General features: G+C 31.5%; 20 protein-coding genes. 5 read left to right on the forward strand and 15 right to left on the reverse strand.

The genetic code is table 11. The annotated features are described in order from the left end of the window. Positions 1 to 23 precede the first annotated feature (23 nt). A complete protein-coding gene (locus VKY41_RS06975; protein WP_500813718.1) occupies positions 24 to 503 on the reverse strand; it encodes a Dps family protein in 480 nt (159 codons plus the stop codon). Between the two features lie 106 nt (positions 504 to 609). On the opposite strand from VKY41_RS06975, the gene VKY41_RS06980 reads away from it, so the two are divergent. Further along, positions 610 to 1,560 carry a hydrogen peroxide-inducible genes activator gene (locus tag VKY41_RS06980; RefSeq protein ID WP_500813719.1) on the forward strand — a complete coding sequence of 317 codons (951 nt, stop codon included), beginning with the start codon at positions 610 to 612 and terminating at the stop codon, positions 1,558 to 1,560. 89 nt (positions 1,561 to 1,649) lie between these two features. On the opposite strand, the gene VKY41_RS06985 is transcribed toward VKY41_RS06980, so the two are convergent. The 4 genes from VKY41_RS06985 to VKY41_RS07000 all read right to left on the reverse strand — a co-directional run bounded on the left by VKY41_RS06985 (position 1,650) and on the right by VKY41_RS07000 (position 4,630). Then, positions 1,650 to 1,850, reverse strand: a complete 201-nt coding sequence (locus tag VKY41_RS06985) for a hypothetical protein (RefSeq protein ID WP_500813720.1) — start codon at positions 1,848 to 1,850, stop codon at positions 1,650 to 1,652. Positions 1,851 to 1,979: 129 nt separating this feature from the next. Continuing rightward, positions 1,980 to 2,780, reverse strand: a complete 801-nt coding sequence (locus tag VKY41_RS06990) for a TIGR00266 family protein (RefSeq protein ID WP_500813721.1) — start codon at positions 2,778 to 2,780, stop codon at positions 1,980 to 1,982. Positions 2,781 to 2,901: 121 nt separating this feature from the next. Next, positions 2,902 to 3,357: a DUF4442 domain-containing protein gene (locus tag VKY41_RS06995; protein ID WP_500813722.1), complete on the reverse strand. Its 456-nt coding sequence runs from the start codon at positions 3,355 to 3,357 to the stop codon at positions 2,902 to 2,904. Between the two features lie 82 nt (positions 3,358 to 3,439). Next, complete coding sequence (locus VKY41_RS07000; RefSeq protein ID WP_500813723.1) at positions 3,440 to 4,630, reverse strand: T9SS C-terminal target domain-containing protein; 1,191 nt, start codon at positions 4,628 to 4,630, stop codon at positions 3,440 to 3,442. Positions 4,631 to 4,777: 147 nt separating this feature from the next. Between VKY41_RS07000 and VKY41_RS07005 the strand changes: the two genes are divergently transcribed. The 4 genes from VKY41_RS07005 (at position 4,778) to VKY41_RS07020 (ending at position 8,321) form a co-directional block, all read left to right on the forward strand. Beyond that, a complete protein-coding gene (locus VKY41_RS07005) occupies positions 4,778 to 5,224 on the forward strand; it encodes a DUF4870 domain-containing protein (protein ID WP_500813724.1) in 447 nt (148 codons plus the stop codon). A gap of 121 nt (positions 5,225 to 5,345) precedes the next feature. Then, a complete protein-coding gene (locus VKY41_RS07010) occupies positions 5,346 to 5,684 on the forward strand; it encodes a PadR family transcriptional regulator (RefSeq protein WP_500813725.1) in 339 nt (112 codons plus the stop codon). Next, the gene (locus VKY41_RS07015; protein ID WP_500813726.1) at positions 5,684 to 7,456 is read left to right on the forward strand and encodes a PspC domain-containing protein; all 1,773 of its coding nucleotides are present in this window, start codon (positions 5,684 to 5,686) and stop codon (positions 7,454 to 7,456) included. Before VKY41_RS07010 ends, VKY41_RS07015 begins: the two co-directional genes overlap by 1 nt. A 136-nt stretch (positions 7,457 to 7,592) precedes the next feature. Further along, positions 7,593 to 8,321 carry a head GIN domain-containing protein gene (locus VKY41_RS07020; protein ID WP_500813727.1) on the forward strand — a complete coding sequence of 243 codons (729 nt, stop codon included), beginning with the start codon at positions 7,593 to 7,595 and terminating at the stop codon, positions 8,319 to 8,321. Positions 8,322 to 8,395: 74 nt separating this feature from the next. Here the strand turns inward: VKY41_RS07020 and VKY41_RS07025 are convergent, their stop codons facing one another. From VKY41_RS07025 to VKY41_RS07070, 10 genes are all read right to left on the reverse strand, one after another. After that, positions 8,396 to 8,839, reverse strand: coding sequence for a GNAT family N-acetyltransferase (locus tag VKY41_RS07025; protein ID WP_500813728.1), 444 nt, complete (start codon positions 8,837 to 8,839; stop codon positions 8,396 to 8,398). Positions 8,840 to 8,979: 140 nt separating this feature from the next. Further along, positions 8,980 to 9,960: a thioredoxin-disulfide reductase gene (gene trxB, locus VKY41_RS07030; protein WP_500813729.1), complete on the reverse strand. Its 981-nt coding sequence runs from the start codon at positions 9,958 to 9,960 to the stop codon at positions 8,980 to 8,982. A 250-nt stretch (positions 9,961 to 10,210) separates the two neighbouring features. Then, complete coding sequence (locus VKY41_RS07035) at positions 10,211 to 10,369, reverse strand: hypothetical protein (RefSeq protein WP_500813730.1); 159 nt, start codon at positions 10,367 to 10,369, stop codon at positions 10,211 to 10,213. Between the two features lie 26 nt (positions 10,370 to 10,395). Next, positions 10,396 to 10,557 carry a DUF1328 domain-containing protein gene (locus VKY41_RS07040; protein ID WP_500813731.1) on the reverse strand — a complete coding sequence of 54 codons (162 nt, stop codon included), beginning with the start codon at positions 10,555 to 10,557 and terminating at the stop codon, positions 10,396 to 10,398. Positions 10,558 to 10,690: 133 nt separating this feature from the next. Beyond that, complete coding sequence (locus tag VKY41_RS07045) at positions 10,691 to 11,719, reverse strand: helix-turn-helix transcriptional regulator (protein WP_500813732.1); 1,029 nt, start codon at positions 11,717 to 11,719, stop codon at positions 10,691 to 10,693. A gap of 238 nt (positions 11,720 to 11,957) precedes the next feature. Further along, positions 11,958 to 14,540 (reverse strand): ATP-binding protein, encoded by a 2,583-nt coding sequence (locus tag VKY41_RS07050; RefSeq protein ID WP_500813733.1) that lies wholly within the window; start codon positions 14,538 to 14,540, stop codon positions 11,958 to 11,960. Between the two features lie 14 nt (positions 14,541 to 14,554). After that, on the reverse strand, positions 14,555 to 15,001 hold the full coding sequence (locus VKY41_RS07055; protein WP_500813734.1) for a response regulator: 447 nt from the start codon (positions 14,999 to 15,001) through the stop codon (positions 14,555 to 14,557). A gap of 9 nt (positions 15,002 to 15,010) precedes the next feature. Continuing rightward, positions 15,011 to 15,568, reverse strand: coding sequence for a helix-turn-helix domain-containing protein (locus VKY41_RS07060; RefSeq protein WP_500813735.1), 558 nt, complete (start codon positions 15,566 to 15,568; stop codon positions 15,011 to 15,013). Positions 15,569 to 15,713: 145 nt separating this feature from the next. Continuing rightward, positions 15,714 to 16,604: a mechanosensitive ion channel family protein gene (locus VKY41_RS07065; protein WP_500813736.1), complete on the reverse strand. Its 891-nt coding sequence runs from the start codon at positions 16,602 to 16,604 to the stop codon at positions 15,714 to 15,716. A gap of 14 nt (positions 16,605 to 16,618) precedes the next feature. After that, the gene (locus tag VKY41_RS07070) at positions 16,619 to 18,445 is read right to left on the reverse strand and encodes an SLC13 family permease (protein WP_500813737.1); all 1,827 of its coding nucleotides are present in this window, start codon (positions 18,443 to 18,445) and stop codon (positions 16,619 to 16,621) included. Positions 18,446 to 18,558: the final 113 nt, after the last annotated feature.

Below are 18,558 nucleotides of genomic sequence, written 5' to 3' on the forward strand. Positions count from 1 at the left end.
ATAGTTGCTATTAATCTATTAGGTTATACTGTTTCGCCTAACCAAGCTTTCATCATCCAGATAGTTTTTTCTTGTTCTGTAATTAAGTCACTCATCATGGAATTAGTTCCTTCGTCTTTTACCTCGTCTGTCTTCTCTAAAATTTGTCTCTCAATTTCCAATAGTACACACAAAGAGTCAACAATTAAACCAACTGCTTTTTCATCTTGAGAAATATTTTTACCAACAGGTACTTTCGCTAACTTGGTGTAATCTTCTAGTGTATGTAAAGGTGTTTCCCCTAATGTTAAAATACGCTCAGCAATTTCGTCTACTTTAATGTTGGCGTCTGTATATAATTCTTCAAATTTAACATGTAAATCGAAAAAACGTCTTCCTTTAATATTCCAGTGGATTCCCCTTAAATTTTGGTAATATATTTGAAAGTTTGCTAAAAGCTCGTTTAAGTCTTTTGCTATATCTTTAGTCTTATTTTGATTTAATCCTATACTATTAAGTTTCATAATACCTTCTTTTTTAATTATTTACTCAAAGTTACAAGATAATTTTCAAAAATTATCATAGTTTTAATTGATAGTTTTTATATTTTTATAGTCTAAATTGATACTCATGACAATTACGCAATTATACTACGTTCTTGCAGTAGCTGAACACAAGAACTTTACTAAAGCCGCAGAAAAATGCTTTGTTACCCAGCCTACATTAAGTATGCAAATACAAAAATTAGAAGCGGAATTGGATATCTTAATTTTCGATAGAAGCAAAAAACCTATAGAACTGACAGATGTTGGTAAAAAAATAGTAAACCAAGCTAAAAATATTGTAAACGAATCGTATAGAATTCAAGATATTGTTGATCAACAAAAAGGGTTTATTGGAGGTGAGTTTAAGTTAGGTATAATTCCAACTATTATGCCCACGCTTTTACCCATGTTTTTAAAAAGCTTTATAAGGAAATACCCTAAAATAAAACTTAAAATTGAAGAGTTAACCACAGAGGATATTATCTTCGGTTTAAACGAAGGTCATTTGGATGCTGCAATTGCTGCAACACCTTTAAAAATAGATAGTATTAAAGAACGTGTACTCTATTACGAACCTTTTGTAGGTTATATTCCCGAGCATCATAGGTTACATAACCAACAAAAAATAAGCACAACTAGTTTAGAAATAGACGACATGCTTCTTCTAGAAGATGGTCATTGTTTTAGAGATGGAGTTATTAATTTATGCAAAACTTTTAAAAACCAAATAGATAGTAATTTCCAATTAGAAAGCGGAAGCATTGAGACCTTAATAAAACTTTCAAATGAAGGTTTAGGAATGACACTCCTTCCTTACTTACACACATTGGACCTAAACGACAAATCTAAAACTAATTTACGTCACTTTAACTCACCTCCTCCCGCTAGAGAAGTTAGTTTGTTATATCATAGAAGCGAATTAAAAATGCAGATTATTGAAGCACTACAAACTGTAATTTCAGGTATTATAAGAGGCGCAATTGCATTTGAAAATGTAGAAATAATTAGTCCGTTACCAAATAAAAAGGAAGCCTAATCTTGCAATTATTCTGGTCCAACCATCAATTTAATAAGTAAAAAATAATAAATCAAAAAGAAAAAGCGACCAGTTGGTCGCTTTTTCTTTTATTCTTCTTTTAAATAGATTAAACATTGATTCAAATCGGGGTTTTGCTGAACAAGAGATTGAATAAAAACTTTTAACTCTTCAATTTCATAGGGCAATAATCTTTGAAGGGCTTTTTGTACTTCTCTGCAAAACAACGTAGCATCAAAACTTACTTTATCGAGTACAGTTTTTGTATACTCGAACATTGCTCTTGACATAGTATTATTAGGTTTTGGTTAAAAAGTAGATTTGTTTAATAAGCTTAATAGTTTAGATTAGTATGCTAAATTTAATGAAAAAAAGGATTGCTTTCTCATTTAAGCATAAATTTAACAATCTATTTAAAACTAGAACTTATTATCACCATCTAATAAATTGCCTAAGCCTCCAAGAATACTACCTTCTCCCTTGTCTTTACCTCCTCCTTGTGGAGCAGCCGCCAAAACACGTCCAGCCAATCTACTAAATGGTAAAGATTGAATGTATACAGTTCCTGGTCCTTGAAGTTTTGCAAAAAACACTCCTTCTCCTCCGAAAATAGTGTTTTTTATGCCCCCAATAAACTCAATGTCATAGTCTACATCTTTTGTAAATCCTACGATACAGCCAGTATCTACCCTAAGCACTTCTCCTGATTGAAGTTCTTTCTTTGCCATAGTTCCACCCGCATGAACAAAAGCCATTCCATTACCTTCAAGTTTTTGCATAATAAAACCTTCGCCACCAAACAATCCTCGACCAAGCTTTTTGCTAAACTCGATACCAATACTTACTCCTTTGGCAGCGCATAAAAAAGCATCCTTCTGACAAATAAATTTCCCATTAAAAGCCGTTAAATCAATCGGGATTATTTTTCCGGGATAAGGTGATGCAAAACTAACCTTACGCTTACCTGATAAATTATTGTAAAAGGCTGTAATAAATAAACTTTCTCCTGTAAGAATTCGTTTTCCAGCTCCAAGAATAGAATTTAAAAAACCTTTGTTTTTAGATGAGCCATCACCAAAAATAGTTTCCATTTTAATGCCATCATCCATCATCATAAAGGTTCCTGCTTCAGCTACAACGGCTTCTTGAGGATCCAATTCTATTTCAACAAACTGCATCTCTTCACCGTAAATCTTGTAATCTATTTCGTGAGCTATCATAATATTTTGAGTTATTGTATTATTTATAGTATCAGTTGCTACTTTAAATAATTTGTTACATTTTTTTAAAAATTTTGTACTGTTGAATACGCAACATTTCTTCTATAAACCATATAAAAACCTATGCTTTCAATTTAAGAGTCCACTCAAATTTAAAATTAGAAACCTCAACTCCTTCTTCGTTAGTTCCTTTTGCATACAGCCATAAGGTTTGCCCCTCGCCCGTGGCAATAGCTTTTTTTATCACCTCATTTACTTGATGACCTTCAGTACAAACAAAGGTAATTTTACCTGTGGCTTTTTTTACAAAGCTTGCTTGATTGTTAGCAACTAACATGGAAATGTTTTTACCACTAGCTTTTATTTCCTGCATAACTAATGCACCTGTAGTAAGTTCGGCTGCCATGCCTTGAACTGCCCAAAACATAGAATTGAATGGATTTTGATTTATCCATCTATGTTTTACAGTTACAACACATTTTTCTTTGTCGATAGAGCGCATTCTAACTCCAGTAAAAAAGGCCGAAGGCAATTTAAAAAATAAGTAGGTATTGAGTTTTTTAGGTGTTATATTCATTGGTGTTTTTTATTTTTTATAAGATTTTCAAGCGATTTATTAGCTCTATTTTTCGTTTTAACCTTCGATGATATATTTTTATTTATTCCAGTTTTTCAACAACAAAAGCTGGTGGATATTGGGTTGTAAACAAACCATCCCAACTACTAGCAAAAATTACTTGGGTACCATCACGATTAGGTACAGCCTGAGCTCCTTGTGGATAACCATTATGGTAAGTTGCGTGATGAACTCCAAACCTCTCAACAATATCGCTTGAATCTAATTTTATTGCAAATATTTCTTTTTCACCTATCGTTTTACAGCAACCTTCACTAACATAAGCCCAGCCAGGTCTATTAATATTCCTACAGCTAATATGACCTCCCCAAACGCCATAAGCTTCTGTGTATTTAAAAAGGGGAGTTAGTAACCCATCACTTAAACGAACCATTTTAATATAATAATCATTAGGTCTTGTTTCTACATCTCCAAAGGCCACATAAACTTCGTTTCCCTCTGAATCAATCCCTAAATCTGCATGAGTTGTAAAATCTGTTAAATGTCTTTTATTTGTTAAATCTAAATCATAAACTTTTAATCCTTGATTGTCTGCACTTCCATCTGGTTGCCAGCTAACCACTGCATAATTCCCTAAAGGACTTACAGAAAACCAATCTAATCCTTCTTTTGAACCTAATTCTTTTGTTCCCACTATAGTAGAGTTCAATATATCAAAAACTATTAAAGTTACATTATTAAAATTTTCACCTATCAGACCTATATACCTATCATCGTTAGACATATTTCCTTCATTATATCCGTAACTTATATTTTGAAAATCACTAAAAGTATAAATAGTCTGACTAACATTTATTAATATATTATACGAAACCAATTTATTACCTGAAGTACCATACATAATATTCGGGTTAATATTCGACCAAGTAGCCGAACTTGGAATATTAGCCCATTTTTTAAACTTAAAGGTCTTGGCATCTAAAATTGCAGCAGGGAAACCTGCTAATTTAATAAGAGTACCGTCACTATTCCAAGGAGAATCTTTACTGTAATGATGACGTAGTTGCTGTGTGTCTTTTCCAAAAACTTCAACGTCGCTTATTCGAGTTACCTGATTACCAAAATCATTTACAAATGGCACTAAATACTCGGGACTATTTAAGGCAGGTTCATAAGCCTTCCAGGTGGCATCCAAAACTGTTTCAACAATTGGATAAGTTTGAGAGAAACAACTAGAACACAATAAGAACAAGACATAAACTGCTTTTTTCATTTATACAGACCAATTGATTTACTGCAATTTATTAAAAATAACTGAATTAAACTTTGTTAATTTTTTGTTAAATTCTAGTACTTTGTATTGCATAATACCTTCCTAAAGACATATATTTGCATTAGATACTATTATATACTTTACAAAATGATTAATAAAAACCATAAAAATATTGCCACATTTATTCATTTATCAACTTTTTCAAGGTTCCTTTTCCCTTTAGGAAATTTTATTGGACCAATAGTTTTATGGGTTGCCAATAAGGACAAGTCAGAATTTATAGACACTCATGGAAAACAAGCTTTAAACTTTCAGATTAGTATTTTGTTATATGCTATTATACTGGGGATGATTACCATTCCATTATTCATATTTAACTTGTTTAATGGTTTTAACTTTTTAGATATAGATGCTTTTAATAGCATACATATTAGTTTAACAAAACCCTCTCCTTTACTTTATATCACTGGAGGATTCGGCTTTATAGCAGTTGTAAGTTTTATCCTTGAATTAATTTTTATTGTTAAAGCAAGTCTTGCAGCGAAAGAGGGAGAATATTATAAATATCCATTTACAATCAAATTTCTAAAATAAATTCATCAATCGCTTTATATAAAAATATTAAGCAACAAATCAAAAAAATGAACAGTTTAATAAAATCAGGAGGTGTAGAATGCGAGAAGCATACTACCTTAATTAAAAACAGCATTGACACATGAAGATAGAAAACACAAAGGCTCAAATGCGAAAAGGCGTACTAGAATACTGCATATTGTCCGTACTAAAAGATGAGGACGCTTATGTTGCAGAAATTTTAGAAACCTTAAAAGATGCCAAAATGTTAGTAGTGGAAGGAACTATCTACCCTTTATTAACACGACTTAAAAATGCCGGGTTACTTAATTACCGATGGGAAGAATCCACCTCGGGCCCACCAAGAAAGTACTATGGCCTTACAGAAAAAGGAAAATTATTTCTAATGGAATTAAACACCACTTGGAATGAATTACAAAACGCAGTCAATTTAGTAACCAATCAAAAAACCACGAAATAATGAATAAAACAGTCAATATAAACTTAGCAGGTATCTTTTTCCATATAGATGAAGATGCATACTTAAAACTGCAGCGCTATCTTGAGGCTATAAAACGTTCATTTACCGACTCTCAAGGACGCGATGAAATTATTGCTGATATTGAAGCAAGAATTTCTGAACTTTTTACTGAGCGCATTAAACATGATAAGCAGGTTATTGGTATCAAAGAAGTTGACGAAGTAATAAGCATCATGGGACAACCTGAAGATTACCTGGTGGATGATGAAATTTTTGAAGACGAACCAAGATCCACTTACCAAAGTCGACCTTATGGATCTTCTAAAAAATTATTTAGAGATACTGACAACTCCTACATAGGTGGCGTATCGTCTGGGCTTGGACATTATTTGGGAATTGATGCCCTTTGGGTTCGTTTATTATGGATTTTATTAGCTATTGGATCTGGTGGAACTTTCATATTTATATACATACTTTTCTGGATTTTAGTTCCTGAAGCTCTTACAACAGCCGACAAACTAACCATGACAGGAGAGCCTGTAAATATCAGTAACATTGAAAAAAAAATTAAAGATGGATTTGAAAATGTAACACAAACCGTTTCGGATACTGTAAAAAACATAGACGTTGCTAAACAAAGCAACAAAATTAAATCAAGTTCGAAATCGTTTTTTGACACGTTAGGAGAAGTGATTATGTTCTTTTTAAACATTATCGCCAAATTTATAGGAGTAATACTAATAATCATTGGAGCCTCTACACTAATCGGATTAATTATTGGTTTTTTAACCGTTGGAGTGGCAGACATAATTATGGTTCCAGGATTCGACTTTATCGATGCAGCCAACGCAGCAAACACACCTGTATGGCTAATGTCGTTATTGATATTTTTTTCCATAGGAATTCCATTCTTCTTTGTGTTCTATTTAGGCTTAAAGATTTTAATAAACAACTTAAAGTCCATAGGGAACATTGCTAAATTCTCGCTGTTAGGAATTTGGATTTTAGCCATAATAAGTCTAATAGTAATTGGTGTAAAACAAGCTAGTGAACATGCTTTTGATGCCAATATATCTGAAAAGGTAGAATTAAATATTACCGCAAATGACACCTTGAAAATAAAGATGTATGGAAATGACTCATACAAGAAACATATTAGAAGAAATACAGGTTTTGAATTAGTTTATAATGAAGCGGATGAGAAAATTATTTTTTCTTCGGATGTACGACTCATTGTAAGATCAACTAAAGATAGCTTAGCATCAATTAACATTCAAAAAAGTGCTGAAGGGAGTAGTTATAAACAAGCAAAAGAACGCGCCAAGAACATAAATTACAACTTCAATTTACGAAATAACGTATTGATGTTAAATTCTTATTTAACAACCGACTTTCAAAATAAATTTAGCGATCAGGAAGTTGAAATAATACTATATCTACCGGAAGGCACAAGCTTAATAGCTGATGAAAACACCTCAAGTTTTCATAGTAACACAAGTAGTTATAACGACATTTTGGATCACGGCATGGAAGGTTATTTATTAAAAATAATGGATAATTCTATTTATTGTGAAGACTGTCCTAGCGAATTTAATATAGATATTGATGTTAACGACAAAAAATCGCGAGTTAAAATAAACAATGAAGGTGTAAACATTAAATCGAATGAATCTAGTTTGGAAATTAACGAAAACGGAGTAAAAGCCGAAAGTGAAACAGTTAGAGTAGATATTGACGAAAATGGCATAAACATAAGCACAGAAGGAAACTAATCAATTCATCTGTAAAAAATAACAATTCAGAAATATTAAATTTATTAACAGCTAATAAAACACAATCTTTACATCACACATCATCCTTCCAACAAGGAATAACAGCTTTAGCGGATACATCAAAAAACGAACAATTATGAACACACTAACAAAAGTATTAGCTTCTATTATTCTTGCCATCGTAATGATGTCATGCAATTTCACCGGAAAATTTGGTACAGGAATCAATGGTAACGGAAACGTTATAACAAAAGAAAGAGCAATAAAGGAATCTTTTAATTCGGTAAAAATAAGTCGTGGATTAGAGTTACAGCTTACTCAAGGTGACACTGAAAGCTTAAAGGTTGAAGCAGATGAAAACCTTCACGATATTATTACCACCACAGTTGAAAATAAGGTTCTAACAATATCAACTACAGATAACATTGGAGAGTCCACTGCACAGAAAATTTTGTTGAGTTTCAAAAATATAATCTCAATTAAAGCAACAAGCGGCAGTGAGGTTTATTCTACAAACACCATTCAGGTAGAAGATTTAAAACTTGATACAACCAGTGGCAGCGACTTGGAATTAAGCATAAATGCAACTTCGATTTCTTGTCATTCTACGAGCGGCAGTAATATTGAGTTAAAGGGGAAAGCAGAAGTTTTTATTGCTGAAGCATCTAGTGGAAGCTCTATTGAGGCTGAAAACCTAATAGCCAAAAATGCTCAAGTAAAATCATCTAGTGGCGCTAACATTGTTGTTAATGCTATTGAGAAACTTACTGCAAAAGCGTCTAGTGGTGGAGATGTTAAATATATTGGAAATCCCGAAGTTATTGAAAAAAGCGATGGTGTTTCAGGTTCTATAAAAAGAGAATAGAAACCATGAATTATAACAATGTATTAAAGTGCCAGTCCAATCTATTATTAGATTCGACTGGCCTTTTTATTCAATTACTGTTTATTCTTTAACTTCATTTGATAAAGATCAAAGTTTTCAGCCCAATAATCTTTAATTACAAACTCTAATTCAAACCCCAACTTTTCATAAAACCTATAGGCAAGCTGCGAAGTTCTAACAACAACTGTAGCTATTTCAAAATTCCTTTTTAAATAGTTAAGTCTGTATTCGGCCAACTTTTTCCCAATACCTTTTCCTTGAAAATTAGGATCAATAATATCCCACGAAATCCTGGCTAATTTTTCTTTAGGAAAATAATTTATTCCTCCACAACCAAGAATTTGTTGATTTTCTTCAAATACAAAATAGTCTTCAACTTCATTATTTAAATAATTTTTAAAGTCGTTTTCTTCCGAATGATCAAAATATTCAGGTGTATTCCGTCTTAATAATTCAATTAATATAGAATGATCTTTTTTTGAATATTTTCTTATCATATTGATTATATTAGTATTTCTATACAAAATACAACTTTTCAATTCTTTTTAAGAAATAAAGTCAAGCTATTTCGAAGTTTCATAAAACAAAAAATCCGAAAACTTTCATTTTCGGATTTTCAATTATTTAGTAATTCTAATTAGTTGTAGTTAGACGTTGACACTTCAAAAGTAGAATCTTTTGAAGCCAAATATCTTTCAGCATCTAAAGCTGCCATACATCCTGTTCCTGCAGCTGTAACAGCTTGTCTGTACACATTATCTGCTGCATCTCCTGAAACAAAAACACCTTCAACGTTAGTTTTAGAGGTTCCAGGAACATTAATGATGTATCCCGTTTCATCTAATTCCAAAAAGTCTTTAAAAATATCTGTATTTGGTTTGTGTCCAATGGCTACGAAAAATCCAGTTGCTGGAATAACATGCTTTTCATTAGTTTTATTATTAACCACACGCACTCCTGTAACTACTTGACCGTCTCCTAAAACCTCATCAGTTTCAGTATTATAAAGAATTTCAATATTCTCGGTATTTTGTACACGAGCGGCCATAATTTTAGAAGCTCTAAACTCGTCACGTCTTACCAGCATAGTTACTTTTTTACAAAGTTTAGATAGGTAATGAGCTTCTTCGCAAGCAGAATCTCCTGCTCCAACAATAACAACTTCATGATTTCTATAGAAAAACCCATCGCAAACGGCACAAGCAGAAACACCTCCACCAAGTTTTAAATACTTTTGCTCAGAATCTATTCCTAAATATTTTGCAGAAGCTCCCGTTGAAATAATTACTGTTTCACAATGAATTTCTTTAGTATCGTTTACCCAAACTTTATGCAGATCGCCAGAAAAATCCACACGAGTTACCCATCCGTCACGAACATCTGCTTCAAAACGCTCGGCTTGTTTTTTAAGCTGCATCATCATTTCTGGGCCTGTTATGCCATCTGGATATCCAGGAAAATTCTCAACTTCATTTGTTGTGGTTAATTGACCTCCAGGCTGTAGTCCTTGGTATAAAACCGGTTTCATATTAGCTCTAGCGGCGTAGATTGCTGCGGTATACCCTGCAGGTCCTGATCCTATAATCAAACACTTAACTTTCTCTATTTTTTCAGACATAATACACTTGTAATTTATTTGTGCAAAAATAGAGTTTTTAAAAGAAATCATCGCCCTATAACTAATTAAAAGTTACAATACATAGATAGCTTTGTTCTATCTACTATTTTCAAACTAAAAAATATACTTACCATTTTATTAAAATTAATAATGGCATCCCAAAAAAAACAGACAAGCGTTTTCAAAAACGCCCATCTGCTCCATCGCTATTAACCAAACTAACTAATATTCTATTAGGTTTTATATTTTGTTAATCAATTATATCTCCAACATCATCTGCAACATCTTCTACGGCATCACCCACATCATCTGCAACGTCTTCAATGTCATTAGATTTTTGATCTCTACAACTTGGTAATACCAAGGACATAGTGAATGAAAATAAAAATATATAAAGTAAATTTTTCATGATAATAAATTTAAATGGTTGATGATTTACAATTTTTTACGCCCCATTAATAGTGAAATGATAAATAACACTAGAAATATAAAAAATAAGATTTTAGCAATTCCTGTAGCTGCTCCGGCAATTCCTCCAAAGCCTAAAACTCCAGCTATTATAGCCACTACAATAAATATGATTGTCCAACGTAACATAATTTAATTTTTTAAGGGTTAAAATTTGAGATTTTGTTTATCAAACCTCTACACTACAAATATCGAGATTTGTTTTAGGCATGTTTTGCTTTATTGAATTAACCTTTAACTCAAATGCCCATCAATTAACGCATTAAGCGTAAACACTTATACCATTTTGAGCAAACTTGTAGTCTTTAGGACTACAGTTATATTTTTCTTTAAAAATTTTAGAAAAATAACTTCTACTTGTTAAACCTATGGAGTAAACTACTTCTGAAATATTCATATCGGTGTTTTTTATCAACTCTTCTGCTTTTTTTATACGAACCTCTCTAACATATTCAGTAACAGTATGACCATACATTAATCTAAATCCTTCTTGAAGTTTTGATGGTGAAAGGCCAAATTGATCATATAATTGGTTGATGGTAATTTGATTTTCGTAGTCTGTATTAATATATCTTGACACTTCTTGAATGGTTTCAATTTCTCTTTTATTTAATGAACCTGATTCTTGTTGTGGATTTTTAAGATCGTCGGCATGTTGTTGAATTTCTAAAGCCAAAATAACATGAACTAATCCTTGGATTAAAAGACTTCTTACAATACCTTTTTGTGTAATAGCATTTAATTGTTCAATTTTTTCTGCTATCTGTAGATTATTAGAGCCTATGTAAACATAGTTTTCAGAGTTATTTTGAGTGAAAAATGTTTCTCTTAATTTTCCAATTAAATCATGGTTCCCAGAAACACCTACTCTATCAGAAGTTTGAACCGTAATTAGAGTAGTTTGCAACTGTTCATCTTTAGTGAAATACAATATATGTTGTTTGTTTTTCTTACAAGTTAAAATCCCTGTTTGGTAACTTTCTAAATTGTGCTTTTCCTTATTTAAACCAAAGCTATGACTAATACTTCCTTTTGAACAATAGGTAAAGTAAATAGGACTTTTGTCTTGAATATTAATAGCCAACTTTAAATTATGATAAAAAAGCATATCGAATTCAAGATAGGAAATACCTCCTTTTAAAGTCATACCTTTAATTTTTCCCTTCCCTATTCTATTGTCTATCTCCAAGGAATATTCATCTAAATCTTTTAAAATTTTGCCACCAAAATTAGCTTTTAACTGTTCTAACATGGCTTTAATAGTACTGGAGTTAAGATGTGTGATTTTCATAGTATTTGCCTTTATAAATTAACGCTTGGTCAACTTGATTATAAAGGTCGTAACACTACCATGATAATTCATTACACAATTTTTGTATTATGTTATAGAACTATTGTTTTTGAAGCAAAAAGCTGATAAATAACTCTAAAAACAAAGCTTACTTTATTTAACAATCCAATAATCCTTAGAGTTTTATTAAAAGTAGAAGATGATATTTTAATGCTTAAGTAAAAACAAAAAGAAGAGGTTAAACAGGTAATAAAACCACAAATTGTGCACCTTCACCTAGTTTTGAAGTTGCATAAATAAAACCATTATGATTTTCTACAATTTTTTTACATATAGCTAAACCTATTCCCGTTCCTGTATATTCGGTTCTTTGGTGTAGGCGTTGGAAAACTTCGAATATTTTTTGAGCATGTTGGTTGTCGAATCCTATACCATTATCTGTAACCGTAATTTTATAATAATACGTATGGGTTTTTATATTGTTTAAAGGCAAACCAGATGCTGGTATTTTTTCTGATTGAATTTCAATCATAGGTTTTTCGGTAAGACTTCTATATTTAAGGGAATTTGAAATTAGATTTGAAAACAATTGTTCCATCTGAAAAAACAGGCCTTTAATTTCGGGAAGTTCACCAATTTTAATTTCAGCTTTGGCTTCAGAAATATGAGTAGTAAGGTCATCTGAAACCTTTTCGAGTACTTGGTTTAAATGTATTGTACTAAAATTAGCTTCACTACTGTCAATTCTAGAATAGGTTAATAAATTCTGAATTAGAGATTGCATTCTACTTCCGGCATTCTTTACTTTTTCAAAATACTCTTTGCTTTTTTCTGAAAACTGACTGTCCTCCTTATCTTCTATTCTAGAAATAAAAAGTTGAATTTTTCGAAGGGGCTCTTGTAAATCGTGGCTTGCTACACGATTAAATGACTCTAATTCAGCATTACTTTGCTTGAGCTCCAAATTGCTTTTACGCAAACTTGCTTCGGCCTTTAAAGCATCCGTAACATCCTGAACCACTCCAATCATAACTGTCTTGTCTTCTTTATTTATAAATTGTTCATTTGTTTTAAAATACTTAATAGAATCGCTTTTTGTAATTACTCGGTAGGTGTATTCCTTAGGTTGCAAGTCATCTACGGACTGCCTAAACATATTTTCTACCAAACTAAGGTCTTCAGGATGAATAAATTCTTTATATCTTTTAATTGAAGATTCGAAGCCTTTAGGCTTATAACCTAGCATATGGAAGAAATTATCGGAAATCTCTAAAGTGTCTGAATCCGTATACCAAAGAAAACTGCCTATTTTCGCCATACTTTCGGCATCAGTAAGAATAGAGTTTCTTATAATAAGTTGTTCGTTTAAATTTATTAGCTGATTTTCTTTTTGCTTTTCATCTGTAATTTCTCTCATTGTTACAGTAACGCCATCGCCTAATTTTATAGCCGTTGACCTAAACCAAAGTAACTTATCGTTTATTAGGTGTGATAACTCATAAGTTTCTGACTTGTTTTGTTCTACTGAACTTACTAGACGTTCAAAAACACCATTTTCGAAAACCTCAGGAAAAACTTGAGATAACTTTTTGTTTTTTAAATTTTCAGGTTGGTCGCCTATGAGAGGATTTATTCTATCGTTTACAAACAAAATCTCAAAATCAATAATTTCTCCTTGATCATCACGAATACTTTTGAAATTCATAATTACATGAGAAATACTTTTAAAAATATTTCCTAAAAAAGCATGATTATCTAACAATCTAAGATTCTGATCCTCTAATTCCTTTTTTAATGTTAACTGTTCTTTTCTCGCTTCTTCCTCTACGGTTGAATTTCTTGCTGTAATTAAAATACCTTCCAATAAAGGTGTTGATACACATTGAAACCACATTTGAGATTGGTTCATAGTCATTTCAACTTCAAACTTTACCTTTTCCTTATTCTTATAACTTACTTTAAAACTATTAAAAGTATCGCTATCTTTTAAAAACGGATAAACTTCAATAACCGTTTTACCTATTATTTCATCGGGTTCAAGTCCGAAATAATCTCGGTTACGATCGTTTGCAAAAACTATTTGAAAATCGACAATGTTTTCAGAGGCATCAAATATTGGTTCGTAATAGTTTACTACATTATCGGTAGTTCCTACGACACTTTTTAGAAATGCTTCCGATTCTCGAAACCTGATTTTATTTTTATATATTCTTATAAATGAAATAACAAAAACGAAAAGTGCAAAAACTCCTAAAAGCAATAAAGTTATAGGTGCTAATGATTTATATGAATTGTAAACAGCTTTTCTTTCCTCCATCAAATTTTCAACCTCATCTATCATTTCAACTGTTAGATCTCGAATATGATGAAGAGTTCCATTGATCTTCATTTTTTGTTCTTGCGAATAACCTTTAGCATGAAATTGGTTACTGTCTGCTTCCTGAAGTTGTTGGTACAATCTGTTCAATAATACATTTAAAGCCTCAACACGGTTTAATTGGCTCGGATTGTTACTGGTTAAAGTTCGTAAACTGTCTATAATAGATCTTCCTTCTTCTTGGTAATTTTTAAAAATGATACTAGCTCCATCAGTTTTTAATATGTTATTTCTAAATTCTTCAGATTCGGCTTCAGTATAATGTGTAGTTAATTTACTTATTCCGTTATATACTTGTAGTGTGTGGTTTACCGTTTCAGCAGATTCTTGCATCCGCTTAATCTGCTTATAAGTAGTACTTGTGGAGAAAATAAGCACAGCTAAAGCAACAACTAATAAAATGATGTATGTTTTAGAAGAAGTGTATAACTGTTTAAAATTCATAGTAACTTAAAGCTTTAAATACGGAAAAGAAAGGTCTCTTTATTTAAATTGGAATTATGGTACTGCCAATTTAGTTGTAAAACTTTCTCAACCACTTCACGCAATTTACTAAAGCTATTGGGCTTATTTACATAAATATTTGCCCCGTTTGAAAATGTGTCTTCTATGTCTTTTTCCGAAGATGAAGTGGAGTATATAGCCACACACAAGTCCTTAAGTTTGGGGTTACTTCTAATTTCCAACAAACACTGTTGCCCGTTTTTTATGGGCATATTAAGATCTAAAAACACCAGACTAGGCAAAATAACATTGGGTAAATTAAGGTAATCCATCAACTCCTGTCCATGATTAAAAAGGGAGAGTTTTGTTCTTATATCTAAACCTTCTAATGCTTCGCCAAACAAAATTCTATCATCCTCATCATCGTCTGCTAAAGCTATATTTAATAAAATATCACTCATTTAGTAAACTTAAATTAATTGTTGTTTTTTATTTTTCATTATTCGCTGAAAAGCACTAGGTGTAAGTCCGGTTGTTTTTTTAAATTGTCCGGACAAGTGGGCAACGCTACTATAATCTAATTGAAAAGCAATTTCTGTCAAGGTTAAATCTGTATTACACATAAGCTCCTTTGCCACATCAACTTTTTTAAGAATGATATAGTTTTCGATGGATGAATAAGTGTTTTCTGAAAAAACTGTTGATAAATGCGGGTAAGAATAATGCAATTTGTCCGCCAAATAAGCTGAAAACTTAACGCTTCGTAAGTCTTTGTTTCTTAAATATTCATCAATAGAATATTTAATACGTGCAACTATTGTTGCCTTGGGATTTGTTACAATATCAATTCCATACTGCTTTAAGGTAGAAGATATGATGTTTAATTTTTCTTCAGAAAGTGTTTTATCTATATGAATCTCGCCAGTATTACCTATAGTAAAGGAAACATCAAAAGTATCGAGTTTTTCTTTTAATAAGGTTTTACATACCAAATCCAAATTGTATTTTATAAAAAGCGTCATTGACATTCTAAACCCTATATTTCTATTTATAGTGTTCTAAAGATATATCAATTAATTGATAAAAATAAAATTGGTGTAAAAGTTTTTATAATCTTAATGCTATTAAAAATCACATCATTAATTAAGAGACTATTACAAACTGACACTACTATTATGCTTTACTGTCTGTTTTAATTTGAACGCTGTTTTTACTAAAATCCAAGGTACGAATTGGGAATGGAATATTAATGCCGTGTTCGTCAAAACTACTTTTAATGAGTTTAATAGCCTTATGGGTTTCTGCAAATTTCTCTTGACTTTTAACCATATCTATCCAAAAACGTGTAATAAAATTAATAGAACTATCTCCAAATTCTGTATAGAAAAACTCTACTTTTTCTCCTTCTTTTTGTTTTAAGTTTTCTGAAATCACACGTGTAACTAACTCTTCTACTTCTTGTAAATTGCTTTCGTAACCTACACCACAAGAAACTGAAATTTTACTTCTTGGACTTAAGGAATAATTAGTAAAAGCATTATCTACAAATTTTGAGTTAGGTATAATAACATGATTATTATCTGGTTGGCGAATTACGATACTGCGCAAACTAATTTCTGACACAAACCCTTTAATACTCTCTGTTTCAATACAATCGTTAATCTTTATTTTTGGCATAAACGACAATATTAAACCTCCAAACGTATTGCTTAATGTTCCTTGTAAAGCCAATCCAACAGCTAAACCTAAAACTCCTGCTCCTGCAAGAACGCTAGTTAACACTTTATTAAGTTCTAGCACTCCGAGTGCAATGAAAAAACCTATTAGAATAACAACCAAGAACATTATTTTTGAAACAATTTCTTGAATTGATTTTTGACTAATACTTCTCAATAGATACTTTCTGAAAATTTTCTTTACTGCACCTGCAATAAAGTAGAACAGAATCATGATTAAAATAGCCATGACTAGATTTGGTAATTTTAAAATAAAGGCCTCTAACCAGCCATCTAATTTGTCCCATAATTTCATTAGAGACTCTTCTATTGAAAATTTTATATTCATATAAGTATAGTTTTTTAAAGCATTTTAGTTAATAAAAAGGTTGCTACCAGCCATAGAATAAGACTTAATCCTCCTCCTATCCATAAAAAATGTTGAAATTTATAATTTCCAATTCCATAAATAAGCGTGTTAGTTTGATAACCTACCGGAGTAAAAAAGCTGAAGTTGGCAGCAAACATAACGGATAATATAAACGGTTTATAATCTAATCCCATTTCATAGGCTACAGAAATTGCAATAGGCGTCATTATAACTGCCGTGGCATTATTGCTTACCACACCACTCAAAAGCATGGTTATTAAAAACAGGGTTCCTATAATAACATAATTTGGCTGACCATCTAGAAACCCTAATAGTTTTTCCGAAATCCACATATCGGCTCCCGTGTTGTGCATAGCCACTCCTAAAGGAATCATTCCTGCTAAAAGAAAAAATATTTGCCAATTAACTTTCTTATAAACAGTGTTTAAATCTAGGTTTTTTGTAACTAACAATATACTAATTCCTGTTAAAGCACTAACCATAATTGACAAAACTCCAGAAGCAGCTAAGGCAATTACCAGCAAAAATACAAAAAATGAAAAAGACCTTTTAATTTTCGAGGTGCTAGTTACACTTCCAAATTCTTGTAAAACCACCATATTAGTCATGGTGTTTAAAGCACTAAGTTTTTCTTTGGAAATTTCAACAAGCAAACGGTCTCCAGCTTTTAACCTTAGCTTATCCTCGCTACTATGTACCATTCGTTCTTCTACATTAACAAGCGTTTTACGTTTTCTTATAGCTATAGGAATAATATCTGGCATCATAAAATACCGCAAGTTTCCTAAGGTTTTCCCTAATAATGTTGCTCCAGGCAACATAAGTAATTCCACAAAAACACGTTCCTCTAAGTCCATTTCTTCACCTGCTTCAGTTAATTCTGAAGGTTCATTATTCTGAATATTTAAATTTTCCTTGTCGTAAATATTCATGTTTGCCGACTTGTTAATTCGAGATAAGTTTTCTAAATCACACATAAGGATTAATTGATCGTTTGCTTTAAGTGTAATATATTTCCCTGGTGAATTATAAGTGTAGTTGTTTCTAATTAGCTTTAAAAGTATTACTTCTGGATTGTTATGTAAAAAGCTGTTGTAAATGTTTTTTCCAATCAATTTAGATTTTGGTGTGACTTTTACTTTTGTAATATAATTATCAATCTTGTAGTCTTTATTTATATTTTGTTTTTTTCCCCAAGGCAACCAACGCAGTGTTAAGGTAATATATACTACAGAAATAATTAGAAATATTAATCCAAGGTGGGAGAATTCAAAAAACTCTAGTTTTTGAGAAACTAGATTGCTTGAAACTGAATTAACAATTAAATTGGTAGATGTCCCCATTAAAGTACACGAACCTCCTAAAATACCTGCAAACGAAATAGGCAATAAGAGTTTAGATTGAGAAATATTATATTTTTCGGAAAGCTGATTAATCATTTTAATAAAAACAATTACTACAGCTGTAGTACTAATAAAGGCCGAAATACCCGCAGTAACAAACATAAAAACTGGCGCCATAATGTAGAGAGGCAATGATTTCACGCTACTCATTCCTGATGTCAACCAATTAATTACGCCATTTTCTTCCATGGCTACGGCTAAAATCATTAATGATAATACCGTTATAGTGGCGTTATTGGAGAATCCACTAATTCCTTCCTCGGGTGAAACAAGTCCTAATAAAATAAGCGAGACAATAACGAAAAAGGCAATTTTATCTATGGAAAAAACTTCAAAAATAAATAAGACTATAGTCAGCAATAAAACAGAAAACATTAAAATAATTTCAATATTCATTTTTTCATGTTTTAGTTTTTATTTTGAAAGCTAAACTTTTACTAAAAGTAAGAAAGAATCATGAATTTTGTTTGTTAAAACTTGTCTATATTAGAAAAAAAGACAATTACACT

This window comes from Xanthomarina sp. (assembly GCF_035306605.1).
Classification (GTDB): Bacteria; Bacteroidota; Bacteroidia; order Flavobacteriales; family Flavobacteriaceae; genus Xanthomarina.